The 25,904-nt window shown below is 69.8% G+C and carries 18 protein-coding genes and 1 pseudogene; 7 read left to right on the top strand and 12 right to left on the bottom strand.

Annotation, left to right across the window (positions count from 1 at the left end):
• Positions 1-45: 45 nt before the first annotated feature.
• Entirely contained in the window at positions 46-1,062 is a 1,017-nt protein-coding gene (locus ABFX81_RS29400; RefSeq protein WP_346138902.1) for a LacI family DNA-binding transcriptional regulator, read from the top strand.
• 261 nt (positions 1,063-1,323) lie between these two features.
• Here the strand turns inward: ABFX81_RS29400 and prcA are convergent, their stop codons facing one another.
• From prcA to arc, 5 genes are all read right to left on the bottom strand, one after another.
• Positions 1,324-2,100 (bottom strand): proteasome subunit alpha, encoded by a 777-nt coding sequence (gene prcA, locus ABFX81_RS29395; protein WP_086843983.1) that lies wholly within the window; start codon positions 2,098-2,100, stop codon positions 1,324-1,326.
• A 69-nt stretch (positions 2,101-2,169) separates the two neighbouring features.
• Entirely contained in the window at positions 2,170-3,015 is an 846-nt protein-coding gene (gene prcB / locus ABFX81_RS29390) for a proteasome subunit beta (protein WP_086843985.1), read from the bottom strand.
• Between the two features lie 337 nt (positions 3,016-3,352).
• A complete protein-coding gene (locus ABFX81_RS29385) occupies positions 3,353-3,571 on the bottom strand; it encodes a ubiquitin-like protein Pup (RefSeq protein ID WP_030244016.1) in 219 nt (72 codons plus the stop codon).
• Between the two features lie 178 nt (positions 3,572-3,749).
• Positions 3,750-5,261 carry a depupylase/deamidase Dop gene (gene dop / locus ABFX81_RS29380; RefSeq protein ID WP_341874594.1) on the bottom strand — a complete coding sequence of 504 codons (1,512 nt, stop codon included), beginning with the start codon at positions 5,259-5,261 and terminating at the stop codon, positions 3,750-3,752.
• Positions 5,262-5,495: 234 nt separating this feature from the next.
• A complete protein-coding gene (arc, locus tag ABFX81_RS29375; protein ID WP_086843989.1) occupies positions 5,496-7,262 on the bottom strand; it encodes a proteasome ATPase in 1,767 nt (588 codons plus the stop codon).
• A 246-nt stretch (positions 7,263-7,508) separates the two neighbouring features.
• On the opposite strand from arc, the gene ABFX81_RS29370 reads away from it, so the two are divergent.
• Positions 7,509-7,814, top strand: a complete 306-nt coding sequence (locus ABFX81_RS29370) for a ferredoxin (protein ID WP_059419413.1) — start codon at positions 7,509-7,511, stop codon at positions 7,812-7,814.
• A gap of 58 nt (positions 7,815-7,872) precedes the next feature.
• Here ABFX81_RS29370 and ABFX81_RS29365 read toward each other — a convergent pair whose 3' ends face one another.
• The 3 genes from ABFX81_RS29365 to ABFX81_RS29355 form a co-directional block, all read right to left on the bottom strand.
• Complete coding sequence (locus ABFX81_RS29365) at positions 7,873-8,451, bottom strand: hypothetical protein (RefSeq protein WP_086843990.1); 579 nt, start codon at positions 8,449-8,451, stop codon at positions 7,873-7,875.
• Positions 8,452-8,793: 342 nt separating this feature from the next.
• Positions 8,794-9,696 (bottom strand): tRNA (adenine-N1)-methyltransferase, encoded by a 903-nt coding sequence (locus ABFX81_RS29360; protein ID WP_086843993.1) that lies wholly within the window; start codon positions 9,694-9,696, stop codon positions 8,794-8,796.
• Positions 9,697-9,969: 273 nt separating this feature from the next.
• Positions 9,970-12,039: a site-2 protease family protein gene (locus ABFX81_RS29355; RefSeq protein WP_346138901.1), complete on the bottom strand. Its 2,070-nt coding sequence runs from the start codon at positions 12,037-12,039 to the stop codon at positions 9,970-9,972.
• Between the two features lie 188 nt (positions 12,040-12,227).
• On the opposite strand from ABFX81_RS29355, the pseudogene ABFX81_RS29350 reads away from it, so the two are divergent.
• Both ABFX81_RS29350 and ABFX81_RS29345 read left to right on the top strand, forming a co-directional pair.
• Positions 12,228-13,227: pseudogene (locus ABFX81_RS29350) on the top strand (RecB family exonuclease).
• A 14-nt stretch (positions 13,228-13,241) separates the two neighbouring features.
• Complete coding sequence (locus ABFX81_RS29345; RefSeq protein WP_010045368.1) at positions 13,242-13,913, top strand: response regulator; 672 nt, start codon at positions 13,242-13,244, stop codon at positions 13,911-13,913.
• A gap of 82 nt (positions 13,914-13,995) precedes the next feature.
• Here the strand turns inward: ABFX81_RS29345 and ABFX81_RS29340 are convergent, their stop codons facing one another.
• The 4 genes from ABFX81_RS29340 to metH form a co-directional block, all read right to left on the bottom strand.
• Complete coding sequence (locus tag ABFX81_RS29340) at positions 13,996-15,579, bottom strand: ABC transporter substrate-binding protein (protein ID WP_086854597.1); 1,584 nt, start codon at positions 15,577-15,579, stop codon at positions 13,996-13,998.
• Between the two features lie 107 nt (positions 15,580-15,686).
• Positions 15,687-17,291: an ABC transporter substrate-binding protein gene (locus ABFX81_RS29335; RefSeq protein ID WP_086854596.1), complete on the bottom strand. Its 1,605-nt coding sequence runs from the start codon at positions 17,289-17,291 to the stop codon at positions 15,687-15,689.
• A 408-nt stretch (positions 17,292-17,699) separates the two neighbouring features.
• Positions 17,700-18,401, bottom strand: coding sequence for an HAD-IA family hydrolase (locus ABFX81_RS29330; protein WP_086854595.1), 702 nt, complete (start codon positions 18,399-18,401; stop codon positions 17,700-17,702).
• A 170-nt stretch (positions 18,402-18,571) separates the two neighbouring features.
• Complete coding sequence (gene metH / locus ABFX81_RS29325) at positions 18,572-22,093, bottom strand: methionine synthase (protein ID WP_346138900.1); 3,522 nt, start codon at positions 22,091-22,093, stop codon at positions 18,572-18,574.
• Positions 22,094-22,444: 351 nt separating this feature from the next.
• On the opposite strand from metH, the gene ABFX81_RS29320 reads away from it, so the two are divergent.
• The 3 genes from ABFX81_RS29320 (at position 22,445) to glpK (ending at position 25,902) form a co-directional block, all read left to right on the top strand.
• Positions 22,445-23,218 (top strand): IclR family transcriptional regulator domain-containing protein, encoded by a 774-nt coding sequence (locus ABFX81_RS29320; protein ID WP_086854253.1) that lies wholly within the window; start codon positions 22,445-22,447, stop codon positions 23,216-23,218.
• Positions 23,219-23,485: 267 nt separating this feature from the next.
• Positions 23,486-24,280, top strand: coding sequence for an MIP family channel protein (locus ABFX81_RS29315; RefSeq protein ID WP_086854252.1), 795 nt, complete (start codon positions 23,486-23,488; stop codon positions 24,278-24,280).
• Between the two features lie 83 nt (positions 24,281-24,363).
• Positions 24,364-25,902 carry a glycerol kinase GlpK gene (gene glpK, locus ABFX81_RS29310; RefSeq protein WP_086854251.1) on the top strand — a complete coding sequence of 513 codons (1,539 nt, stop codon included), beginning with the start codon at positions 24,364-24,366 and terminating at the stop codon, positions 25,900-25,902.
• Positions 25,903-25,904 lie beyond the last annotated feature (2 nt).

Below are 25,904 nucleotides of genomic sequence, written 5' to 3'. Positions count from 1 at the left end.
ACCATGGCCGCTGTTCACGAGTCCAGACGAAGGAGCAGCCCGACGGTGGCACGAGGCAGCACCCGACCCACGAGCCGGGACGTCGCCCAGGCCGCCGGTGTGTCCCAGGCGGCGGTCTCCCTGGTCCTCGGGGACAAGTGGCGCGGGCGCGTCTCGGAGGCGACGGCTCAGCGGGTCCGCGAGGCCGCGCGCGATCTGGGCTACCGCCCGAACCTGGCCGCCCGCAACCTGCGTCTGGGCCGCACCCGCACGGTCCTCCTGGTGGTCCCCGCCCTGACCACGGAGTTCTTCGCCGGCGTCTACACGGGCGCCACCCGCGTCGCCGCCGAACACGGCTTCGGCGTGGTCCTCTACCCCTCCCCCGAGGGCATCGGCCCGGCCCCGGACCCCTTCGCCTCCGCCCAGGCCGCTCTGGACGGCGTCATCGCGTCCTCGATGGCCTCGGACGCCGTGACAGCGATCCGCGGGGAGGCCCTGCCGCTGGTGATGCTGGACAGTGACCCGGCGGAGAGCCTGGGGGCGGCGACGGTGAACCTGGACATCGCCGACGGTGTCCGCCAGGCCGCAGAACATCTGCTGTCCCTCGGCCACCGGCGGTTCCTCCACCTCGCGGCGGACGTACCGTCCTGGACCTTCGAGATACGCGCCCGAGAGCTGGCGGCTCGTCTGGGTGAGGTGCCCGGTACGTCCGTCCGCACGGCCCGCTCACCGATCTCCATCGAGGGCGCGGTGGCCGCGGCCGAAGCCGCCCTCTCCGAGCCGGGCCCCCGCCCCACGGCCGTGATCTGCGACGACGACCAGCTGGCCGCCGGCACGTACAAGGCAGCTCGCCGCCTTGGCCTGCGCGTGCCGGACGACCTGTCGGTCACCGGCCTGGACGATCTGGCCCTGGCCACGGCGATCGACCCTGAACTGACGACGGTCCGCCTGGACGCCGAGCTGTTCGGCGAACGGGGCATGCGGGCTCTGCTGGCCGTCCTGGAGGGCCGTGAGCCCGAGGGTGGGGACATCCCGGTGCGGCTGGTGGTACGGGGCTCTACGGCGCCACCAGGCTTGCCGTAGCTGCTCGGCGTCGCTGCCGGGGCGGGGTGGGTCCGCAGCCCGGCGGAACGGGGTGCCGCTGCACCCGCCCGTGCCGCCTGGGGGCACCTCCCAGGCCCTTAAGGCACTGGGGGAGGCACGCCTGCCCGCAGCCAGGCGGACCCACACCCGCGCACGCTCCCCCACCGAAGCCGCACAGGCCGCCGCAGGCACCCCGGCTCAACCCGCCGGAGGCAACCCGCCCCGGCCGCGGAAACGGCCAGGGCGCGCGGCACTGAACGATTACTCGCTGTCCCCGGACGCCTCCGCCTCGGCTTCGGCGTTCGCGTCCGCCTCGGCCTCGGACGCCGTGGTCGCCCCGTCCGCCTCCAGCAGCCGGCTCAGCTGGCGCCCGCTGATCCGCTTGAACTTGCGCTTCTGCGGCCGCGTACGGTCCAGCACCGCCACTTCCAGCCGCTCCGCGGGAATCTCCCGCTCGCTGCCGTTGGTGTCACGGGACAGGGACTGCACCGCCAGCTTCAGCGCCTCGGCCAGCGTCATGCCGTCCTGGTGGCGCTGGTCCAGGTAGCTGCTGATCTGCTCGGCGTTGCCGCCCACCGCGACCGCGCCGTGCTCGTCCACGATGGACCCGTCATGGGGCAGCCGGTAGATCTGATCCTGCTCGGTCGTCTCCCCGACCTCGGCGACGACCAGCTCCACCTCGTACGGCTTCTCCCCGACACTCGAGAAGATCGTGCCCAGCGTCTGCGCGTACACGTTCGCCAGGCCCCGGGCCGTCACATCGTCCCGGTCGTAGGTGTAACCCCGCAGGTCGGCGTAACGGACGCCACCGATCCGCAGGTTCTCGTACTCGTTGTACTTGCCGGCGGCCGCGAAGCCGATCCGGTCGTAGATCTCGCTGAACTTGTGCAGCGCGCGGGACGGGTTCTCACCGACGAACACGATGCCGTCGGCGTACTGCAGCACGACCAGGCTGCGACCACGGGCGATGCCCTTGCGGGCGTATTCCGCCCGGTCGGCCATCTGCTGCTGGGGTGAGACATAGAACGGCGTCGACACCGGTTATCCGTCCCTCTCTTGAAGATTCCGTCGGTTCACTGGACCACGCTCATGAAGACAGCCGGCCGCTCACAGCAGCGCGGCCCGCGGACCGTCGGGCTGCTCCAGACGCCGCTCCAGGATCGAGCGCGCGATCTCGGACGACTCGTTCTCGGAGAGGCGGCGGAAACCGTCGTCGGTGATCACGGTGACGATGGGATAGATCCGGCGGGCGACATCGGGACCACCGGTCGCCGAGTCGTCGTCTGCCGCGTCGTAGAGCGCCTGGACCACCAGCGTCGTGGCCTCGGCCTCGCTCAGGTCCTCCCGGAAGAGCTTCTTCATCGCGCCGCGAGCGAAGATCGAACCGGAACCCGTGGCCGCGTAACCCTGTTCCTCGGAGCGCCCGCCCGTGACGTCGTAGGAGAAGATCCGCCCCTTCTCCCGGTCCACGTCGTACCCGGCGAACAGCGGCACGACGGCCAGGCCCTGCATGGCCATGCCGAGGTTGGACCGGATCATCGTCGACAGCCGGTTGGCCTTGCCCTCCAGCGACAGCTGGGCGCCCTCGACCTTCTCGAAGTGCTCCAGCTCCAGCTGGAACAGCTTCACCATCTCCACGGCCAGACCCGCCGTACCGGCGATGCCCACGGCGGAGTACTCGTCGGCGGGGAAGACCTTCTCGATGTCCCGCTGCGCGATGACGTTGCCCATGGTCGCCCGCCGGTCACCGGCGAGGACGACGCCGCCGGGGAACGTCACGGCCACGATCGTCGTGCCGTGCGGCGCCTCGATCGCGCCCTGCACCGGAGGCAACTTCTTGTTGCCCGGCAGCAGTTCGGGCTGGTGATCGGACAGGAAGTCCATGAAGGAGGCAGACCCCGGCGTCAGGAAGGCAGCTGGCAGACGCCCGGTGCTACGAGTGTTGGCTTCCACGCGATTCCTTCCACGTATGCGACAGCCCGCCCTGTGACGTCGGGCCGATCCTTGGAACAACCCCGGCCCGGTTGCGACCGGGGGCACGGTATGCCTCGGACCCTACCCGTCCTTCGGCGGTGATCCACATGCCCGGCGGGACCAACTCCGCCGGAGCGGCGCCGCACTTGCCCGCCGCCCGCGTACAGGCGGGCCACCGGGCTCCGGACGCCACCGACGCCCGGAGCGCCGCACGCGAGGGCATCACGTCATGCCCTGCCCCGCGCACAGCGCTCCGCGCTCGGCTCGTCCGTCACCCACGCACCCCGTTCACCTTCGGGATGAAGGCTCAGGCGCCCTACTGGCCACCCTTTTGAACGAAGGACCGCACGAAGTCCTCGGCGTTCTCCTCGAGGACGTCGTCGATCTCGTCCAGAACCGAGTCCACGTCGTCGCTCAGCTTCTCCTGTCGCTCCTTGAGGTCCTCGGAAGCCTGCGCCTCTGCCGCCTGCTCCTCGACCTCCTCGGTGGACCGGGTGGCCTTCTGCTGTCCGCCGCCGGTGTCCTTGGTCGCCATATCCCTCACCCCGCTCGGTTCGCCCGACACAGTTGCTCGGTCAAGATCAGACCCTACTCGCCGGGTCTGACAATGGCCCCGCAGTTGCTCCAACGTACGGGGACCACCTCGATGATTCCCGGACCTGGGATTTTCCACCCTGTCCGGCGGGCCCCACCCGAGTACCCGCTGAACGCGCTCACCCGCCCGAAAGGACCCTGACCAGGTCTTCCGCGGTGCGGCAGCGGTCCAGAAGCTCCTTGACGTGATTACGCGTTCCGCGAAGCGGTTCCAGGGTTGGGACCCGCTGGAGGGAGTCCCGGCCCGGCAGGTCGAAGATCACCGAGTCCCAGGAGGCCGCCGCCACGTCGTCCGCGTACTGCTCCAGGCAGCGGCCGCGGAAGTACGCGCGGGTGTCCTCCGGCGGCGCCGTACGGGCCCGCTCGACGTCCGCCTCGTCCAGCAGCCGCTTCATGCGCCCGCGGGCCACCAGACGGTTGTACAGGCCCTTCTCCGGCCGTACGTCGGCGTACTGGAGGTCGACCAGGTGCAGCCGCGCCGCGTCCCACTCGAGGTTGTCCCGGCGCCGGTAGCCCTCCATGAGCTCCCGCTTGGCGACCCAGTCCAGCTCGCCGGCCAGGCTCATCGGGTCGTGCTCCAGACGGGTGAGGGTGTCCTCCCAGCGGGACAGGACGTCCTTGGTCTGGTCGTCGGCATCGGCCCCGAACCGCTCCTCCACGTACTTCCGAGCGAGCTCGTAGTACTCCATCTGAAGCTGGACCGCCGTGAGCGTACGGCCGCTGCGCAGCGTGATCAGGCGCTTCAGGGACGGGTCGTGCGAGACCTGGTGGAGGGTGCGGACGGGCTGGTCGACGGCCAGGTCGACGGCGATGAAGCCGTCCTCGATCATCGACAGGACCAGGGAGGTCGTCCCCAGCTTGAGGTACGTCGAGATCTCCGACAGGTTCGCGTCGCCGATGATCACGTGCAGACGGCGGTACTTCTCGGCGTCGGCGTGCGGCTCGTCGCGGGTGTTGATGATCGGGCGCTTGAGCGTCGTCTCGAGGCCGACCTCGACCTCGAAGTAGTCGGCTCGCTGGCTGAGCTGGAAGCCGTGCTCGTGCCCGTCCTGCCCGATGCCGACGCGACCCGCGCCGGTGAAGACCTGGCGGGAGACGAAGAACGGCGTCAGGTGGCGCACGATGTCCGAGAAGGGGGTCTCCCGCTTCATCAGGTAGTTCTCGTGCGTGCCGTAGGACGCGCCCTTGTTGTCGGTGTTGTTCTTGTACAGGTGGATCGGCTGGGCACCTGGCAGCTGGGCGGCCCGTTCCGCCGCCTCGGCCATGATCCGCTCGCCGGCCTTGTCCCAGAGGACGGCGTCCCGCGGGTTGGTGACCTCGGGGGCGCTGTACTCGGGGTGTGCGTGGTCGACGTAGAGCCGTGCGCCGTTGGTGAGGATCACGTTGGCCAGGCCGATGTCCTCGTCGGTGAGCTGGCTGGAGTCGGCGGCCTCGCGGGCGAGGTCGAAGCCTCGGGCGTCCCGCAGCGGGTTCTCCTCCTCGAAGTCCCAGCGGGCCCGGCGGGCCCGGTGCATCGCCGCCGCGTAGGCGTTCACGATCTGGGACGAGGTGAGCATGGCATTGGCGTTGGGGTGGCCGGGGACGGAGATTCCGTACTCCGTCTCGATGCCCATTACTCGCCGTACGGTCATGCGGCCCTCCTTGCCCGGCGGCGCCCTCGGTCGTGGGCGCCACTCAGATACCGCTGGCGCTCGGTTGCGTGTGCGGTGCCCGTCCCCGCACTGCGCGACTTGGCGGTACGCAAGAGCCTAGAACGCCTTTGCGCTGGTGGGGAGATCATTTGCGTCATTGCGTTGCTCCAGCCGTGGCCTGAAAAACAGTCGGCTGCGGGTACCCGCCGAGGGCACCCGCAGCCGCCCTGCCTTTTACAGGTACTGACCGGTGTTCGCCACCGTGTCGATGGAGCGTCCGGTGTCCGCGCCCTGCTTTCCGGTGATGAGCGTACGGATGTACACGATCCGCTCGCCCTTCTTGCCGGAGATCCGGGCCCAGTCGTCCGGGTTGGTGGTGTTCGGCAGGTCCTCGTTCTCCTTGAACTCGTCCACGCAGGCCTGGAGGAGGTGGGAGACCCGGAGGCCCTTCTGGTTCTTCTCGAGGAAGTCCTTGATCGCCATCTTCTTGGCGCGGCCCACGATGTTCTCGATCATGGCGCCGGAGTTGAAGTCCTTGAAGTACAGGACTTCCTTGTCGCCGTTGGCGTAGGTGACCTCCAGGAAGCGGTTCTCCTCGGATTCGGCGTACATCTGTTCGACAGCCGTCTGGATCATGCTCTGGACCGTGGAGGCCTTGGAGCCGCCGTGCTCGGCGAGGTCGTCGCCATGCAGCGGGAGGCGCTCGGTGAGGTACTTGCCGAAGATGTCCTTGGCGGCCTCGGCGTCCGGACGCTCGATCTTGATCTTCACGTCCAGCCGGCCGGGCCGCAGGATGGCGGGGTCGATCATGTCCTCACGGTTGGAGGCGCCGATCACGACCACGTTCTGCAGGCCCTCCACACCGTCGATCTCGGCGAGCAGCTGCGGGACGATGGTGTTCTCCACGTCCGAGCTGACACCGGAGCCACGGGTGCGGAAGAGGGACTCCATCTCGTCGAAGAAGACGATGACGGGGGTGCCCTCGCTGGCCTTCTCACGGGCCCGCTGGAAGACGAGGCGGATCTGCCGCTCCGTCTCACCGACGTACTTGTTCAGGAGCTCGGGGCCCTTGATGTTGAGGAAGAAGCTCTTGCCCTGGGCCTGGCCGGTCACCTCGGCGACCTTCTTGGCCAGCGAGTTGGCCACGGCCTTGGCGATCAGGGTCTTACCGCATCCAGGGGGCCCGTACAGCAGGACACCCTTCGGCGGCCGCAGTTCGTGCTCCTTGAACAGGTCCGGGTAGAGGTACGGGAGCTCGACCGCGTCGCGGATGGCCTCGATCTGGCCGCCGAGACCACCGATCTGCTCGTAGCCGATGTCGGGGACTTCTTCGAGGACGAGTTCCTCGACCTCGCTCTTCGGCACGACCTCGTAGACGTAGCCGGAGCGGGGTTCGAGCAGGAGGGCGTCGCCGGCGCGGATGGTGACGTCCAGCAGCGGCTCGGCGAGCCGTACCACCCGCTCCTCGTCGGTGTGCCCGAGCACCAGGGCCCGCTCGCCGTCCTCGAGGATCTCCTTGAGGGTGACGATTTCACCGACGCGCTCGTACTCCATGGCCTCGACCACGTTGAGCGCTTCGTTGAGCATCACTTCCTGGCCGCGCCGGAGCTCGTCGAGCTCGACGCTGGGGCTGACGTTCACCCTGAGCTTGCGGCCGCCGGTGAAGATGTCGGCGGTGCCGTCCTCGTTCGCCGTCAGGAAGACACCGAAGCCGGCCGGCGGCTGCGCGAGCCGGTCGACTTCCTCCTTGAGGGCCACGATCTGGTCACGGGCCTCACGGAGCGTGTTGGCGAGTCGCTCGTTCTGTGCGGACACGCCGGCCAGATTGGTCTGCAGCTCGACGATCCGCTCTTCGAGAATCCTCGTGTGCCGCGGAGAGTCGGCGAGCTTGCGTCGCAGGACGGCGATCTCCTGCTCAAGGTAGGCAATCTGCCCGGCCGGGTCGTCGGACCCGCGTCCCGGGCGGATGCCGCGGTTCATGTCGTCGTCGTGGGCTGCCACGGTCCTCACCTCCTCCAAGGGGAGCTGGACGCTTCCAGACCCTACCTGGGCGGGTGTCGATTGAAACCCCTAGATCACAAAGACGGTCGGGGTGTGTCCGATCTTCACCCTTGCGCTCTCCCTCACGCCAGGGGAATACCCAGCGAACATGATTGGAACCCAGCCGGAGGTAGGGTCGAAGCGTTCAACACCCGTCAGAGCTGGCCGGATTCCCGACACGGCTCGACGTATGAAACGGCAGGAGACATGAGCGTGCAGCAGGAGGCCGGGGTCGAGGGCGAGGCGCTGGAGGTCTGGATCGACCAGGACCTGTGTACCGGTGACGGCATCTGCGCCCAGTACGCGCCCGAGGTGTTCGAGCTGGACATCGACGGTCTGGCCTATGTGAAGAGCGCCGACGACGAGTTGCTCCAGGACAAGGGCGCGACAACGCCCGTTCCCCTGCCGCTCCTCACGGACGTGATCGACTCGGCGAAGGAGTGTCCGGGCGACTGCATCCACGTACGTCGAGTTTCGGACAGGGCCGAAGTGTACGGACCAGACGCAGAGTGACCACTTCTCTACATTGGGTTACTACTGTCTGATATCTCACACATGATGCGCACGGTCCTCACACGCTGCGGGCACCGGCCGGTGCCGAACGCACGAACGCGCCGTTCTGCCAACGCCATTTCGCGTCGCTGTGCACATCGGGACAGCAACGGGGCACATCGGGCGACGAATAGCCGAGCAGCGCGGCCGTGACGGCGCCGTCGCGTACGGCGAAGTCGCTGACGGTGGTGCCGTCCTTGGGGTCGAGCAGGGTCGCCACCACGCGCGGTGCGCCGCCGTCGGCGCCACGGGTGAGGACGTACACGCCGTCCGGCGGGGTGCCCATCGGGGAGTCGCAGTGGACCACGGCCGCCGTCTCGGGCCGGCCGTCACCGTCGAGGTCGCCGGAGGCCTTCTTCTTCACCACGGCCTTCACCGGGCCGCACTCGATGGGGAACTCCACCGCGGCCGGGTCGGGCGCGGCCGCGTTCGCGGGCGCGCTTCTGGTCTCGGGGGCGGACGGCTGAGCGGCCGTCGCCGCGCCGGGCTGGAGGACCGAGGAGAGGGCCACGACACCGGCGACGGCCGTCGCGGTGGCGAGCCAGTGGATGGGGCGGGTGTGGGTGTGGGCGAGCTCCGGGACGGCGGAAGGCTGCACTAGGAGTGTCTCCTGAGGGCTGTGCCGGTGGTGGGGTGGCCAGCATGGTGCCACACGTCACACGGCGAGGGAACGGCGGGGTGTGCACCTCCCTTGCCGGGGAAGTCAGAAGGGTTACGGTCCCTGCCGCTGTGTCAGCGAGCGCCTGCCGGCGCGGGGCCGCTGCCGGCCCGTGTCACGTCGGAGGGGCGGGCCGTGGGGGCCTGTTTCCGGTCAGGACAGACACGCGCTGGTTCACTCGCCGCGGTCACCCGGGCAACAGTGAGGCGCCGTGGCGGAGTTCGGACCGGGTCCGGGAACTCCGCCACGGCGCCTGTGCGTTGTGCGGGGCGGCGGGCCGTCTCAGCGGCCGCTGCCGCCGTCGGCGTTGGGGCCTGCGTAGTCCTCGCCGTAGGCGCCCTTGGCGGGGCGGCGGCGGCGCATGGGCGGCTCGACACCGTCGGCGAGGCGGCGGGCGGTGAGCAGGAAGCCGGTGTGGCCGATCATCCGGTGGTCCGGGCGGACGGCCAGGCCCTCGATGTGCCAGTTGCGGATCATCGTCTCCCAGGAGGTCGGCTCGTTGAAGCAGCCGATCTCGCGGATGGACTCGACGGTCCGGGCGAGCTGGGTGGTGGTCGCCACGTAGCAGCACAGGATGCCGCCGGGGACCAGCGCCTTGGAGACGGCCTCCAGGCACTCCCAGGGGGCGAGCATGTCGAGGATGACGCGGTCGACGTCGGCGTCGGACAGGTTGTCCTGGAGGTCGCCGACGGTGAGCTGCCAGGCGGGGTGCGGGCCGCCGAAGTAGCGCTCCACGTTCGCCTGGGCGATCTCGGCGAAGTCCGCGCGCCGCTCGTAGCTGTGCAGCATGCCCTGGTCGCCGATGGCGCGCAGCAGGAAGCTGCTGAGCGAGCCGGAGCCGACCCCGGCCTCCACGACGCGGGCGCCGGGGAAGATGTCGGCGAAGGCGAGGATCTGCCCCGCGTCCTTGGGGTAGACCACGGCGGCGCCGCGGGGCATGGACAGGACGTAGTCGGGGAGCAGGGGGCGCAGCGCGAGGTAGGCGACGTTTCCTGTGGTGCGGACAACGCTGCCCTCGGGAGCGCCGATCAGTTCGTCGTGCGGGAAGGAACCCTTGTGGGTGTGGAAGTTCTTCCCGGCCTCGAGCGTGAACGTGTAGTGGCGGCCCTTGGGGTCGGTCAGCTGTACCTGGTCCCCGACCTTGAAGGGCCCGCGCCTGCGGGCGGCACCGGTCGGTTCGGACATGTGACCAGCCTACCGGCACCTGAGAGGGCCTCCGACCACGGTCCGGCGACTAGGGCCTGTCGTTTGGATCAGGTCGCAGGGAATCGACGGCATCTCTTCAGCGCCGGTGAGCGGGGCCTGGTGCGTGCAGATGCAAGGCGGAGGAGGGAGTCAACGCGATGGGGGCACCGCCCGCGCGAGCGAAGCCGAGCGTGGGGGAGTTGGCGACTGACGACAACGCCGCAGGTGCGCGTGCCAGGCCCCGCGTCTGCGGCCTGATCCAAACGACAGGCCCTAGGAGGGACGGGCCATGGCCTTCACGAAGGCCCGCTCCACATCGGCCGCGGACAGGACGCCGTAGATCTCGCCGGTCTCCTCGACCACCAGGTACTCGGTCGCCGGGGTGGCGCGCAGGGCGTCCAGCAGTTCCTCGCCGGAGAGTTCCGCCGAGACGCGCATGCCGTCGGTCAGGTCCTGGGCGAGGCCGCTGACCGCGACCCAGGGGCGGCGGTGTTCGGGTACGCCGACGATGGCGGCCTCCCGGACGAGGGAGACGGGATTGCCGTGGGCGTCGACGACGACCAGGGCGCGGGCGCCGGCGGCGTTGGCGCGGCGCAGGGCCTCCGAGAGCGGGGTGTCGGTCTCGACCGGGACGGCACGGCGGGTGAGCGCACGGGCGCGCAGTTCGGGGAGGTGCTCGCGCAGGCGGGCCATGCGCAGGCTGTTGCCGGCGCCGGTCCAGATGATCGCGGCGAGGATGGCGGCGAGCAGGGCGTCCAGGACGGTGTCCATGCCGACGTTGTCCACGGCCTCGGTGCCGAGGGCGCCGGACTGCGTCAGCAGGGGCAGGCCGATCAGGACGGAGACGGCGAGGGCGCGGCCGACCCAGGCGGCGGCGACGGTGCCGGTCATCGGCTTGCCGGTGATCTTCCAGACGACCGCGCGGAGCATGCGGCCGCCGTCCAGGGGCAGGCCGGGCAGGAGGTTGAACGCGGCCACGATGAGGTTGGAGATCATCAGGCCGGCCAGCAGGACGCCCGGGACGGTCCCGGGTTCCACGGTCTGTACGGCGGCGTAGAAGACGCCGGCCAGGACGAGGGAGAGCAGCGGCCCGACGAATGCGAGCACGAACTCCCGTCCGGGGGTCTCGGCCTCCTTCTCGATCTCGGAGACGCCGCCGAAGAACTGGAGCTGGATACGGCGGACCGGGAGCTTGAAACGGAGGGCGGCGACCGTGTGGGCCAGCTCGTGCACCAGTACGGACGCGTAGAAGGCGACCGCGAAGAACAGGGAGACCAGGTAGCGGGAGGCGCCGAGCTCGGGCAGCACGCGCTCCAGCTGTCCGCCGAACACCCAGGTGATCAGCGCGGCGACGAGGAACCAGCTCGGCGCGACGTAGACGGGCACGCCGAACGGCCGTCCCATCAGCAGTCCGCCTCGCGGCTCCGGGGGCCGCTGGGGCGCGGGGCCCTTGCCGTCCGCCGAGTGCGCGAGGTGACGGGCACCGGGGCCGGAGGTGGCGTGCCGGCTGTTCGCATCGGGCTCGCCCGCGTCAGAGTCCGTGTGCGGGCCGGTGGCGAAGGCGCGGTCGGGGTGCGCGTCGGCCTCCGGCGGACGGCTGCCGTCGCGCTCGCCCGCGTCAGAGCCCGTGTGCGGGCCGGTGGCGAAGGCGCGGTCGGGGTGCGCGTCGCCCTCCGGCGGACGACTGCCGTCGCGCTCGCCGTGGGCGGGGGCCTTGCGCAGGGCATCGGGCGCGGAGCCGTCCGCCCGCGCGTCAGCCTCCGAACGGCTGCCCTGGCTCTCGCCGTGAGCGGGGGCCTTGCGCAGGGCATCGAAGTCGGGGCGGTCGGGGTGCGCGTCGGTCTCCGTGCGGTGACTGCCTTGGTGTCCGCCGTGAGCGGGGGCCTTGCGCGGGGCAGCGGACTCCGGGCCGTCCGCCGAGGCGTCGGTCTGCGGGCGGTGGGTGCCCTGGTCGCCGTGGGTGTCGGTCTCGGGGCTGTCCGGGTGCTCCTGGTGGGAGGCTTCCGGGGATTGCCGGTCCGGGGGGCCGTCGGTCGTGGGGGCTGAGTCCTGGCCGGGGGCCGGGTCTCCCGGACGCGGGGCGGCCGGACGGACGGGGCCGGGGGTCTCGGGCGATGCCGCGTCGGCCGTCGGTCCGGGTGTCCGGGGGGCCGGGTGGTCGTCCGGCCGGGGCGGCGGTGTCGCGGCAGGGGCGTCGTCGTCGCTCGTGGAGGTGAACCGCCGTACGTCCGTGGACTGTTCGTCGGCGGAGGTGGGGTCGGTGGCCCGGGCCGGAGGCCCTGCGTGATCGGCCGACTCCTCGTTGCCGGACCGCGGCTGCCCGCGCCCGCCGCTCTCGTCCACCGGTGTCCCCTCGTTCGCTGCGTCTCCCGCGCCTGCCGGACGGGAGGGTCTCGAGTCGATGGTATGCGTCCGTCGAGGTGCGTTCCGCCCCGGCACCCCTGAGTTTTCCTCCGCCCCGCCTCCTCGCTTCCGCCCGCGGCCCGACCGCGGCTGGGTCACTGTCAGTGGCGGGCCGTATGGTCTGAGGCATGGAGACGAGCACCGAGGGCGCGGCGCAGCCCGACAGCAGCCCTGCCGCGGCGGTGGACCCGCCGGTCCCGGCCGGGTCCGTGGAGGCGGTCATCGAGACGACGGTGGAGACGACGACCGAGACCGCGCCCACCGCCATACCGCCCGCCTCACTGTCCCCCTCGCGTGCCAGTGACTTCATGCAGTGCCCGCTGCTCTACCGCTTCCGGGTCATCGACCGGCTGCCGGAGAAGCCGAGCGAGGCGGCGACCAGGGGCACGCTGGTGCACGCGGTCCTGGAGCGGCTCTTCGACGCCCCGGCGGCCGAGCGCACGGCGCCCCGGGCGAAGTCGCTGATCCCGGGCCAGTGGGACCGGCTGCGGGAGACGCGGCCGGAGGTCGTGGAGCTGTTCGCCGACGATCCGCAGGGCGAGCGGCTGGCGCGCTGGCTGGGCGAGGCCGAGCAGCTCGTCGAGCGCTGGTTCAGCCTGGAGGACCCCAGCCGGCTGGAGCCGGCCGAGCGGGAGCTGTTCGTCGAGGCCGAGCTGGAGTCCGGGCTGCGGCTGCGCGGGATCATCGACCGGGTCGACGTGGCGCCCACGGGCGAGGTGCGGATCGTCGACTACAAGACGGGGAAGGCCCCCAGGCCCGAGTACTCCGAGGGCGCCCTGTTCCAGATGAAGTTCTACGCCCTCGTCGTCTGGCGGCTGAAGAACGTGATCCCGCGACGGCTCCAGCTGGTCTACCTCGGCAGTGGTCAGGTGCTGACGTACGACCCCGTCCTGGCCGACCTGGAGCGGGTCGAGCGCAAGCTGCTCGCGCTGTGGGAGGCGATCCGGCTGGCGACCGAGACGGGCGACTGGCGGCCGCGCCCCACGAAGCTGTGCGGCTGGTGCGACCACCAGGCCCACTGCCCGGAGTTCGGCGGCACTCCCCCGCCGTACCCGCTGCCGTTGGGGGAGACCGGCCAGGGCGGCTGAGTCCGGCGGCCTCGCGCAGGGCAGAATGGGGCCGGACTAGCGAAGGAGACTTACGTGGCCATCCGCGTCCTACTGGTCGACGACCAGCCCCTGCTCCGTACGGGCTTCCGGATGATCCTGGAGGCCGAGCAGGACCTCGCGGTCGTCGGCGAGGCCGGAGACGGCCTCCAGGCGCTCGACCAGGTGCGGGCGCTACAGCCCGACGTGGTCCTGATGGACATCCGCATGCCGCGGATGGACGGCGTGGAGGCGACCCGGCAGATCACCGGCCCCGGCCGGGACGGTCCGGCGAAGGTCCTGGTGCTGACCACCTTCGACCTCGACGAGTACGTGGTCGAGGCCCTGCGGGCCGGTGCCAGCGGCTTCCTGCTCAAGGACGCCCCGGCCAACGAGCTGGTGCAGGCGATCCGGGTCGTGGCCGCGGGTGAGGCGATGCTCGCGCCGAGCATCACCAGGCGGCTGCTCGACAAGTACGCCACGCATCTGCCGTCGGGCGAGGAGCCGGTGCCGGACACACTGCACACGCTTACCGACCGCGAGGTCGAGGTGCTGAAGCTGGTGGCGCGCGGGCTGTCCAACGCCGAGATCGCCGCGGACCTGTTCGTCAGCGAGACCACCGTCAAGACGCACGTCGGGCATGTGCTCACCAAGCTGGGCCTGCGCGACCGCGTGCAAGCCGCGGTGTACGCCTACGAGAGCGGGCTGGTGCGCCCCGGCGCGCAGTAGGCCTTCTCACGCCTCCTCGCCACCGGAACACGAAGAGGGCGCCCCCTGCCGAGCAGGGGGCGCCCTCTTGTCCGCGGGTGCGTCAGGCGTCCTTGCTCAGCTCCCAGAAGCGGAACACGGTGGACGCGTCGAGGCAGTACTCCAGTCCGTAGACGCCGTCGCGGACGACCGCGTACTGCTTGGCCTGCCACACCGGCAGGACGGGCAGTTCGTCGGCGACGATGTCCTGGAGCTCCCCGAACTCCTTGTCCGTGGCGGCCCGGTTGGTCAGGGCGGCGGTGCGCGGGATGAGCGTGCCGGTGATGGTGCCGTTGTCGTAGTTGTTGCTCAGCACGTTGCCCTCGCCGAAGAAGGGGGCCGTGAAGTTGTCCGCGTCCGGGTAGTCCGGCACCCAGCCCTTCACGTAGACGCCGTACTTGCCGGCGGCGATGTCCTTCTCGTACTGGCCGAAGGGGACGGACTTGACCTGGGCGTCGAACAGGCCGCTGGCGTTGAGCTGGCCGGCGATGGCGGTCAACTCCTGGTCGGTGGCGGGGCCGTAGCGGGACGGCGTGGACCACAGGGTCAGCTTCACCTTGCCGGTGATGCCGTCCTCGCGCAGCGCGGCCTGGGCCTTGGCCTTGGAGGGGCGGGCTCCGTAGGTGTCGAAGAAGGCCGTGTTGTGGCCGGCGATACCCGCCGGGATGATCGAGTACAGCGGGGTCGCGGTGCCCTGGTAGACGTCCTTGATGAGGGCCTCGCGGTCGAGCAGATGGGCGATGGCCTTGCGGACGCCGAGCTTTCCGGCGACCGGGTCGTCCATGTTGAACACCAGGTGCTGGACCTCGGCGCTGCTGCCCTCGATGACCTCGGCGCCGGTGCCGTCGTCGGCCTTCTCCATGTCGGCGACGTCGCCGGCGGTGAGGCCGCGGTAGGCGATGTCGACTTCCTCGTTCTGGATGGCCTGCTTGAGGGCGGTCTGGTCGCCGTCGAAGAACTTGAGGGTCACGCCGGTGTTCTTCACCTCGGCACTGCCCTTGTAGTTCTCGTTGACGGAGAAGACGGCCTGCTCGTCGTCGAACGAGTCGAGCTGGTAGGGGCCGGAGCCGACGGCCTTGCCGTCCTTGCGCAGCCCGTCCGCGTCGTACTCGCGGTGGTCGACGATGGAGCCGGCACCCGAGGCGATCTTGCTCGGGAAGGTGGCGTCGGCCGTGTTGAGCCGGAAGACGACCGTCTTCTCGTCCGGTGTCTCGACCTCGTCCAGCGTGGGGAACATGACCGCGGGCCCGTCGGGGTCGTTGATCTTCAGCATGCGGTCGAAGGAGAACTTGACGTCCTCGGAGGTGAGCGCGTCACCGTTGCTGAACTTGAGGCCGTCCTTCAGCGTGCACTTGTAGACCGTGGTCTGCGTGTCGGTGAAGGAGCAGCTCTCGGCGGCCTCCGGCTGGGGTTCCGTTGCGCCCTTGGGGAAGCTGAGCAGCGACTGGAAGACGTTGTTGAACAACAGCCAGGAGCCGGGGTCGTAGCCGGAGGCCGGGTCGGTGGCCAGGACGTCGTCGGACATCCCCACCACCACGTTGGAGCCGTCCCCCGCGGAGTCTCCGGTCTCCGTGCCACAGCCGGTCAGCAGTCCGGAGGCGAGCCCCGCCACGATGGGCAGGACCGGCCACTGGTTGCGTATGTTCACGTGTGTGCCTTGTCGTCGGTTCTCGAGAACACCCGGAGCATGTCCCTGGCTCCGGGGCACGGTTCCCCGGGGCCGCGGTCACCGGCCCCGGAGTACCAGCGGGTCCGTCAGCCACTCACGCCCCGGCCGAGCTCCCACAGCTGGAGCGTCGACGAGGAGTTGAGGGCGTACGCGGTACCCGTGATGTCGTCGCGCGCGGCGACGTACTGCTTGCCCTGCCACAGCGGGAGCACCGGCACGTCGGAGGCGACGATGTCCTGAATGTCCGTCAGACTGGAGGCGGCGGACAGCCGGTCCGCCTCACGGCGGGACTCCGGGATCAGGGTGTTGCGGATCTGGTTGTTGTCGTACGGCGAGCCAAGGGTGTTGTCCTTGTCCAGGAACGGCGCGAGGAAGTTGTCGGCGTCCGGGAAGTCCGGGAACCAGCCCATGCCGTAGACGTCGTACTCGCCCTTCTTCTCGGCCGGGCGGAACGTGTCCCACGGCGTGCCCTTGATGCTGACCTCGAACAGGCCGCTGGAGTTCAGCTGGTCGCGCAGGACCTCGAACTCCTTCTTGGTGGCCGGTCCGTAGTGGTCGGTGGTGTAGTGCAGCGTCAGCTTCACCGGGGTGGTGATGTTCGCCTGGTTCAGCAGGGAGCGGGCCTTGGTGACGTTCGGGTCGCCGTACTTGTTGAAGAACGAGTTGGAGTGACCCGTGACGCTGGCCGGGACCAGCGAGTACAGCGGCTCGGCCTGGGAGCCGTAGACCTTGGAGACCAGCTCGCTGCGGTTGACGACCTGGGCCATCGCCTGGCGTACGGCCTTGGACTTCACGGTCGGGGCGTCGGTGTTGAAGCCCAGGTAGCGGATCTCCAGGCCGGGCATCTCGACGAGGTCGACGCCGGTGTCCGCGTCGCCCGAGAGCTTGCGGATCTGGTCGGGCGACATGGCGCGGGTCATGAGGTCGATGTCGCCCTTGTTCAGCGCCTCGCCCATGGCGTCGGCGTCCTTGAAGGAGACCATGTCGACCTTGCCGTTGTTCACCTTCAGGCTCCCCTTGTAGTCGGGGTTCCGGGTGAACTCGGCCTTGACCAGCTCGCCGTCCTCGACGTCGGCCTTGAGGGTGTACGGGCCGGAGCCCTGGAGGTCGAAGCCGTCGCGCAGCTTGTTCTTCGGGTACTCGTCGGGGTCGACGATGCCGGCGACCGGCGTCGACAGCTTGTACGGGAAGGTCGCGTCGGCGGTCTTGAGGTGGAAGATGACCTCGCGGTCGCCCTGCGTCTCGACGGTGTCGATGGTGGACAGCAGCGCGAACACGCCGCTGTCGGCCTTGAGGGAACGGGCCCGGTCGATCGAGTACTTGACGTCGGCCGCGGTGACGGGGTCGCCGTTCGCGAACTTCAGGCCGTCGCGCAGGGTGCAGGCGTAGCGCTCGTTGCCCGTGTCGGTGAAGCCGCAGCGCTCGGCGGCCTCCGGTACCGGCTCGCCCTCGCCGCGCGGCTGGATCATCAGGGTCTGCACGGTCTGGCGCAGGATGTTCCAGGTACCGACGTCGTAGGCGTACGCCGGGTCGAGGGGCGCGGGGGCGTCCTTCGAGGCGGTGAACCGGTCCGTGGTGCCGACGACGATCGCGCCGCCGTTGTCGCTCCCGCTGTCGGACCCGCCACAGGCGGCGAGCACCGGCGCGAGCAGGCCGATCACGGCCGGCAGCACCAAAGTCTTGCGGTTCATGCTCGAGTTTCTCCAGAGCTGTCGACTCCGTGTACCCGGCATGCAGGGGTGGCGCAGCGGATCACGGGGGTGGGGCGATGTTCTCGCAACGAGATTAGTCGCGGTCGGCAGGAGGGTTCGCCGCCACCGGAGTTGAGCACCCATCACGCTGCGGAACCGGGCGTGGACGCACCGAAAACCCGACAGCGGAAGCTTTGGTGCAGCGTCCCATCAATCGGGACACAAGGGCACGCCGACAGCCCCCCGAAGGGGGTGCGCAGCACACGCCGGACTTGGCGTCGACCCCGGACTGCGTGGGGAACGTCACACCCGTAAACGGGTTCGAAGGTACGGGAATTCGATCCTCCGGGAAGGTCGAATTCACCTTCGGAATTACCGTGCTAACACTGCTGCACGCTGGGTGAACACCTAGCGCATTTCCGTCATCAGGCCATGCAGAAATGTCAGGTCGACCTCTTCGAGAGAGGTGACGACCGTACGCCTCAGGGCCGGGGCGATGGGGGCCACGGAGGGCACCGCAACGACTTGGCAGCCCGCGGCCTCGGCGGCGGCGACTCCGGTCGCCGTGTCCTCGATGACGGCGCAGCGGGCGGGGTCGGCGTCGAGTCCGGCGGCGGCCGCGAGGTACGGATCGGGGTGGGGCTTGGTACGCGGGACCTCGTCGCCGGCCACCGTCAGGGCGAAGTGGTGCGCGCCCAGGGAGGTCAGCACCCGGTCGATGATGCGCCGGTGCGAGGCGGAGACGAGGGCCGTGGGGATCTCGTACTCGTACAGCTCGGCCAGCAGCCGGCCGGCGCCCGGCATCAGCGGCAGGGAGCGGCCGATGCGCTTCTCGAAGCCGTCGTTCAGGAGCACCGTGAGCTCGTCGAGTGTGATGTCCGCGCCGGTGGCCTCGATCAGGAACCCCGCGCTGCGGGTCATGGGGCCGCCGACGACGACGTGGCGCCAGGACTCGTCGAGCACGTGACCGAGGGAGGCGAAGACCTCGACCTCGACGTCCCACCAGAAGCCCTCCGTGTCCACCAGGGTGCCGTCCATGTCGAGGAGCACGGCCTGCAGGGCCGAGCCTTCGGCCGTACGTGTACCGAGCGCGGGGACCGTACTGGTCATCCACCTACCTCCTTGAGGGACGATCAGGCCGGTTCCCACGTGGGAACCGGCCTGCAGTGGACCGACCAGTCTACGTCGTGTGCGGAGGAAGTGCCTCGTTTAACCGCTGTGCCCCCGGGCACACAGTGCGTACGCCGGGGGCTGCAGCGGCGTGTGCCCGGTGGGGCGGTTCAGCGGGCGTTGAAGTACTTCGCCTCCGGGTGATGGATCACGATGGCGTCCGTGGACTGCTCGGGGTGGAGCTGGAACTCCTCGGACAGGTGGACGCCGATGCGCTCCGGCTGGAGCAGGTCGGCGATCTTGGCGCGATCCTCCAGGTTGGGGCAGGCGCCGTAGCCGAGGGAGAAGCGGGCGCCCCGGTACTTCAGTTCGAACATGCCCTGCATCTCGTCCGGGTCCTCACCGGCGAAGCCGAGTTCGGAACGCACGCGCGCGTGCCAGTACTCGGCGAGCGCCTCGGCCAACTGCACGGACAGGCCATGCAGTTCGAGGTAGTCGCGGTAGGCGTTGGACTCGAACAGGCGCGCGGTCTCCTCGCCGATGCGCGAGCCGACGGTGACGACCTGGAGGCCCACGACGTCCGTCTCGCCGGACTCCTCCGGACGGAAGAAGTCGGCCAGGCACAGGCGCCGGCCGCGGCGCTGGCGCGGGAAGGTGAAGCGGGTGCGCTCGTTGCCCTGCTCGTCGAGGATGATCAGGTCGTCGTCCTTGGAGACGCACGGGAAGTAGCCGTAGACCACGGCCGCCTCCAGCAGGTTCTCCGTCTGGAGCTTGTCCAGCAGCCCGCGCAGCCGGGGCCGGCCCTCGGTCTCGACCAGTTCCTCGTACGACGGGCCCTCGCCGGTACGGGCCTGCTTCAGGCCCCACTGGCCCTTGAACAGGGCTCCCTCGTCGAGCCAGCTCGCGTACTCCTTGAGCTGGATGCCCTTGATCACGCGAGTGCCGCGGAAGGGCGGCTCGGGCACGGGGTTGTCGGTGGCGACGTCGGAGCGGACGTGCCCCTCCTCGGGGCGCTCCTCCACGGCGGCCTGGGCGGTGGCCCGGACCCGGCGCTGCTTCAGTTCGGGCAGCTTCGCGCCGGGCACACCCCGCTTGACGCCGATCAGGGCGTCCATCAGGCGCAGTCCCTCGAAGGCGTCGCGGGCGTAGCGGACCTCGCCCTGGTAGATCTCGTGCAGGTCCTGTTCGACGTAGGCGCGGGTGAGAGCCGCGCCGCCGAGGATGACCGGGTACTTCGCCGCCAGGTCGCGCTGGTTGAGCTCCTCCAGGTTCTCCTTCATGATCACCGTGGACTTGACCAGCAGCCCGGACATGCCGATGACGTCGGCCCTGTGCTCCTCGGCGGCCTCCAGGATCGCCGAGACCGGCTGCTTGATCCCGAGGTTGACGACGTTGTAGCCGTTGTTGGTCAGGATGATGTCGACCAGGTTCTTGCCGATGTCGTGCACGTCACCGCGCACGGTGGCCAGCACGATCGTGCCCTTGCCCGCCTCGTCACCCTCGACCTTCTCCATGTGCGGTTCCAGATGGGCCACGGCCGTCTTCATCACCTCGGCCGACTGGAGCACGAACGGCAACTGCATCTGCCCCGAACCGAACAGCTCACCGACGACCTTCATGCCCTCCAGCAGCGTCTCGTTGACGATGTCCAGGGCCGGGCGGGACTCCAGCGCCTCATCCAGATCGGCTTCCAGGCCGTTGCGCTCACCGTCGATGATGCGCCGCTTCAACCGCTCGTCCAGCGGCAGCGCGGCCAGCTCCTCGGCCTTGCCCGCCTTCAGCGACTTGGCGGTGGCGCCCTCGAAGAGCTGCATCAGCTTCTGGAGCGGGTCGTAGCCCTCGGCGCGCCGGTCGTAGATCAGGTCCAGAGCCGTCCGGACCTCCTCCTCGCTGAACCGGGCGATCGGCAGGATCTTCGACGCGTGCACGATCGCCGAGTCCAGGCCCGCCTTGACGCACTCGTCCAGGAACACCGAGTTCAGCAGCATGCGGGCGGCCGGGTTCAGACCGAAGGAGATGTTCGACAGGCCCAGCGTGGTCTGCACCCTCGGATGGCGCCGCTTCAGCTCACGGATGCCCTCGATCGTGGCGATGCCGTCCTTGCGGGACTCCTCCTGACCGGTGCAGATGGTGAACGTCAGACAGTCGACGAGGATGTCCTCCTCGTGGATGCCCCAGTTCCCGGTCAGGTCCTCGATCAGCCGCTCGGCGATCTCGACCTTCTTCTCCGCCGTGCGGGCCTGGCCCTCCTCGTCGATCGTCAGCGCGATCAGCGCGGCGCCGTGCTCCCGGGCGAGCTGGGTGACCTTCGCGAAACGCGACTCCGGACCGTCACCGTCCTCGTAGTTCACCGAGTTGATCACCGCCCGGCCGCCGAGCTTCTCCAGACCGGCCCGGATCACCTCCACCTCGGTGGAGTCCAGCACGATCGGCAGCGTCGAAGCGGTGGCGAAGCGGCCGGCCAGCTCCTCCATGTCGGCCACACCGTCCCGGCCGACATAGTCCACGCACAGGTCGAGCATGTGCGCGCCCTCACGGATCTGCTCCCGGGCCATCTCCACACAGTCGTCCCAGCGGCCCTCCAGCATGGCCTCACGGAACTTCTTCGACCCGTTGGCGTTCGTCCGCTCACCGATCGCCAGGTACGCGGTGTCCTGCCGGAACGGCACCGACTGGTACAACGACGCCGCACCCGGCTCGGGCTGCGGGCTGCGCTCGGTCGGGGTGGCCTCCCGGACGCGCTCGACGAGCTGACGCAGGTGCTCGGGGGTGGTGCCGCAGCAGCCGCCGACCAGGGACAGGCCGTAGTCGCGGACGAAGTTCTGCTGGGCGTCGGCCAGGCCCTCGGGGTCGAGCGGGAAGTGGGCGCCGTCCTTGGTGAGGATCGGCAGGCCGGCGTTCGGCATGCACAGCAGCGGGATGCGCGAGTGGCGCGTCAGGTAGCGCAGGTGCTCGCTCATCTCGGCCGGGCCGGTGGAGCAGTTCAGACCGATCATGTCGATGCCGAGCGGCTCCAGCGCGGTCAGCGCCGCGCCGATCTCCGAGCCCAGCAGCATCGTGCCGGTGGTCTCGAAGGCCATCGAGCACAGCAGGGGCACCTCGACACCCGTGGCCTCCATGGCCCGGCGGGCGCCGAGAATGGATGCCTTGGTCTGGAGCAGGTCCTGCGTGGTCTCCACGAGCAGCGCGTCCGCGCCGCCGGCGAGCAGGCCCTCGGCGTTGGCCTGGTAGCCGTCGCGGATGACGCTGTAGGTGACGTGGCCGAGCGTGGGCAGCTTGGTGCCGGGGCCGATCGAGCCGAGCACCCAGCGCTGCCGGCCGTCTCCGGCGGCGTACTCGTCGGCCGCCTCGCGGGCGATCCGGGCACCCGCCTCGGACAGCTCGTGCACCCGGTCGGAGATCTCGTATTCGGCCGCGGCCGTGTGGTTGGCGCCGAAGGTGTTGGTCTCGACGCAGTCGACGCCGACCGCGAAGTACGCGTCGTGGACGGAACGGACGATGTCCGGCCGGGTCACGTTGAGGATCTCGTTACAGCCTTCGAGATTCTCGAAGTCCTCGAGCGTCGGGTCCTGGGCCTGGAGCATGGTGCCCATGGCCCCGTCGGCCACGACCACACGGGTGGCCAGGGCCTCTCGGAGGGCGGACACACGGGTCCGGCTGTCTGCGGAAGGGGTCGGTGGCAACGAGGCCATGTAAAGGGCTCCCTCGAGTGCGACGGCTGTCGGCTATGCGGCTGCCCGGACACGCGGGTGGCATCCGGGGGAAAGGCGCACGGCGCCAGCGTAACCGGGAGCGGCCCGGGATGGGCAGGGCGTCCACGGGGCGGACGCGCATGGCGTTCCGGACGGCCGTTGTGCCACTGATGAGCCACCTGTGACGCACCCCGGCGCGTCGCCGGTGCGCCGCATGGCGACCCGCCGGCGCAACAAATGGTGACCCGCCATTAGCGAGAGGTCGGCAACGACCGGTAGTGTTCGGCATTGCCGAACAAAGGCTGCGGGCGCCGCTGGTCGGCGGTCGAAGGGGACGGAGGCAGTACGGCGATGGCACGGAACATCCAGTCGCTCGAACGGGCGGCCGCGATGCTGCGGCTGCTCGCGGGCGGCGAACGGCGGCTCGGCCTGTCGGACATCGCCTCGTCGCTGGGCCTGGCCAAAGGTACCGCCCACGGCATACTGCGCACCCTCCAGCAGGAGGGCTTCGTGGAGCAGGACGACGCCTCCGGGCGCTACCAGCTCGGCGCGGAGCTGCTGCGCCTGGGCACCACCTACCTCGACGTGCACGAGCTGCGGGCGCGCGCCCTGGTGTGGGCCGACGACCTGGCCCGGTCCAGCGGCGAGAGCGTCTACCTGGGCGTCCTGCACCAGCAGGGCGTGCTGATCGTGCACCACGTCTTCCGGCCCGACGACAGCCGGCAGGTCCTGGAGATCGGGGCCATGCAGCCGCTGCACTCCACGGCGCTGGGCAAGGTGCTCTCCGCCTATGACCCGGTGGCGCACAGCGAGGCCCTGGAGGCCGACCGCAAGGCGTTCACCGACCGGACCGTGTGCGAGCCGGACGCCTTCGAGCACATCCTGGACGTCACACGCGCGCGTGGCTACGCGGCGGACGTCGAGGAGACCTGGGAGGGCGTCGCCTCCCTCGCCGCACCCATCCACGACCGGCGGCGCATGCCGGTCGGCGCGGTAGGCATCACGGGCGCCGTGGAGCGGCTGTGCCGGTCCGACGAGGAGCGAGCGCTGCGCCCCGAGCTGATCGCGGCGGTCCGGGACTGCGCCCGCGCGGTGTCGCGGGACCTGGGCGCCGGGCGGTTCTGACGGGACATGGGGGCCGGGGCGCCGCAGGGCGTTCCGGCCCTTCGGCATGCCCGCGCTCACCTGCCGCCGGAGATCCACGAGGCCGCAGCGATCAGTAACGATCGTGTTTTCGACAACACAGCCCTTGACGTGCTCGTAACGCCGAAGCAAGACTCCCGTCCATCGGTCGACATTGTCGAACAGCTACCGGCAATACGCGCTAGAGTGTGACAACGCCAGGCCGGTATTTAGAACTTCACCCCTGGACGAAGGACAAAGGAGTCGCGGGTGTCCAGCTCCGACATCTTCATCGGCGAGACCATCGGTACCGCCATACTCATCCTCCTCGGCGGCGGAGTCTGCGCCGCCGTCACGTTGAAGGCATCCAAGGCCCGCAACGCCGGCTGGCTCGCCATCACCTTCGGGTGGGGCTTCGCGGTGCTCACGGCGGTCTACACCACGGCGCCGCTGTCCGGCGCCCATCTGAACCCCGCCGTGACCCTGGCGATCGCCATCAAGGACGGCGACTGGAAGAACGTCCCGGTCTACTGGGCCGGACAGGTCCTCGGCGCCATGATCGGTGCCGCCCTGGTCTGGATCGCCTACTACGGCCAGTTCCACGCCCACCTCACCGACCGCGAGATCGTCGGCGGTCCGGGCGCGCAGGCCACCACGGCCAAGGCCGTCGAGGCCCAGGAGAAGGGCGCCGGCCCCGTGCTGGGCGTCTTCTCCACCGGCCCCGAGGTCCGGGTCGCCTGGCAGAACGTCGCCACAGAGATCATCGGCACCGTCGTGCTGGTGCTCGCCGTGCTCACCCAGGGCCTGAACGACAAGGGCAACGGCCTGGGCACCCTGGGCGCCCTGATCACCGCGCTCGTGGTGGTCTCCATCGGCCTCTCCCTCGGCGGCCCGACGGGGTACGCGATCAACCCGGCCCGTGACCTCGGTCCGCGCATCGTGCACGCCCTGCTGCCGCTGCCCAACAAGGGCGGCTCCGACTGGGGCTACGCCTGGGTCCCCGTGGTGGGTCCGCTGATCGGCGGCGCCATCGCGGCAGGCATCTACAACGTCGCGTTCGCTTAGAAGAAATCCTCGCGCCCGTTGCGAAACTTCCAGCACGCGCCGTACGTAAAGCCCCATAAACCCGGAATTACCAGGAGCACACTGTGACCGACGCGCACACCGCCGGCCCCTTCATCGCCGCCATCGACCAGGGCACCACCTCTTCCCGCTGCATCGTCTTCGACCGCGACGGCCGGATCGTCTCCGTCGACCAGAAGGAACACGAGCAGATCTTCCCGAAGCCGGGCTGGGTCGAGCACAACGCCACCGAGATCTGGACCAACGTCCAGGAGGTCGTCGCCGGGGCCATCGAGAAGGCCGGCATCACCCGTGACGACATCAAGGCCATCGGCATCACCAACCAGCGCGAGACGACCGTGCTGTGGGACAGGAACACCGGTGAGCCCGTCCACAACGCCATCGTCTGGCAGGACACCCGCACCGACTCCCTGTGCCGCGAGCTCGGCCGCAACGTCGGCCAGGACCGCTTCCGCCGCGAGACGGGCCTCCCCCTCGCCTCCTACTTCGCCGGTCCGAAGGCCCGCTGGCTGCTCGACAACGTCGACGGGCTGAAGGAGCGCGCCGAGGCGGGCGACATCCTCTTCGGCACCATGGACAGCTGGGTCATCTGGAACCTGACCGGCGGTACCGACGGCGGCAAGCACGTCACGGACGTCACCAACGCGTCCCGCACGATGCTGATGAACCTGCACACCATGGAGTGGGACGACAAGATCTGCGAGTCGATCGGCGTCCCGAAGCAGATCCTCCCCGAGATCCGCTCCTCCGCCGAGGTCTACGGCGAGATCACCGGCGGCAAGCTGGGCGACCTGCTCGGCGGCATCCCCGTCGCCTCCGCGCTCGGCGACCAGCAGGCGGCCCTGTTCGGCCAGACCTGTTTCGCCGAGGGCGAGACCAAGTCGACCTACGGCACCGGCACCTTCATGGTGATGAACACCGGTGACAAGATCATCAACTCGTACAGCGGCCTGCTGACGACCGTCGGCTACAAGATCGGCGACCAGGACACGGTCTACGCCCTGGAGGGCTCGATCGCCGTCACCGGCTCGCTGGTGCAGTGGATGCGCGACCAGATGGGCCTGATCTCCACGGCCGCCGAGATCGAGACGCTCGCGCTGTCGGTGGAGGACAACGGCGGTGCCTACTTCGTCCCGGCCTTCTCCGGCCTGTTCGCCCCGTACTGGCGCTCCGACGCCCGCGGTGTGATCGCCGGCCTGACCCGGTACGTCACCAAGGCGCACCTGGCGCGTGCCGTCCTGGAGGCCACCGCCTGGCAGACGCGGGAGATCGCCGACGCCATGACGAAGGACTCCGGCGTCGAACTGGCCGCCCTGAAGGTCGACGGCGGCATGACCTCCAACAACCTGCTGATGCAGACCCTCGCCGACTTCGTGGACGCCCCGGTGGTGCGCCCGATGGTCGCCGAGACCACCTGCCTCGGCGCCGCCTACGCCGCCGGCCTCGCCGTCGGCTTCTGGAACAGCACCGACGACCTGCGTGCCAACTGGCGCCGGGCCGCCGAGTGGACCCCCCGCATGGACGCGGACACCCGCGCCCGTGAGTACAAGAACTGGCTCAAGGCCGTCGAGCGGACCATGGGCTGGCTCGAGGACGAGGAGTAAGA

This window comes from Streptomyces coeruleofuscus (assembly GCF_039532725.1).
Lineage (GTDB): Bacteria > Actinomycetota > Actinomycetes > Streptomycetales > Streptomycetaceae > Streptomyces > Streptomyces coeruleofuscus.
The sequence above is the reverse complement of the archived record's forward strand: the minus strand, read 5'-3'. Positions and strand labels throughout refer to the sequence as shown.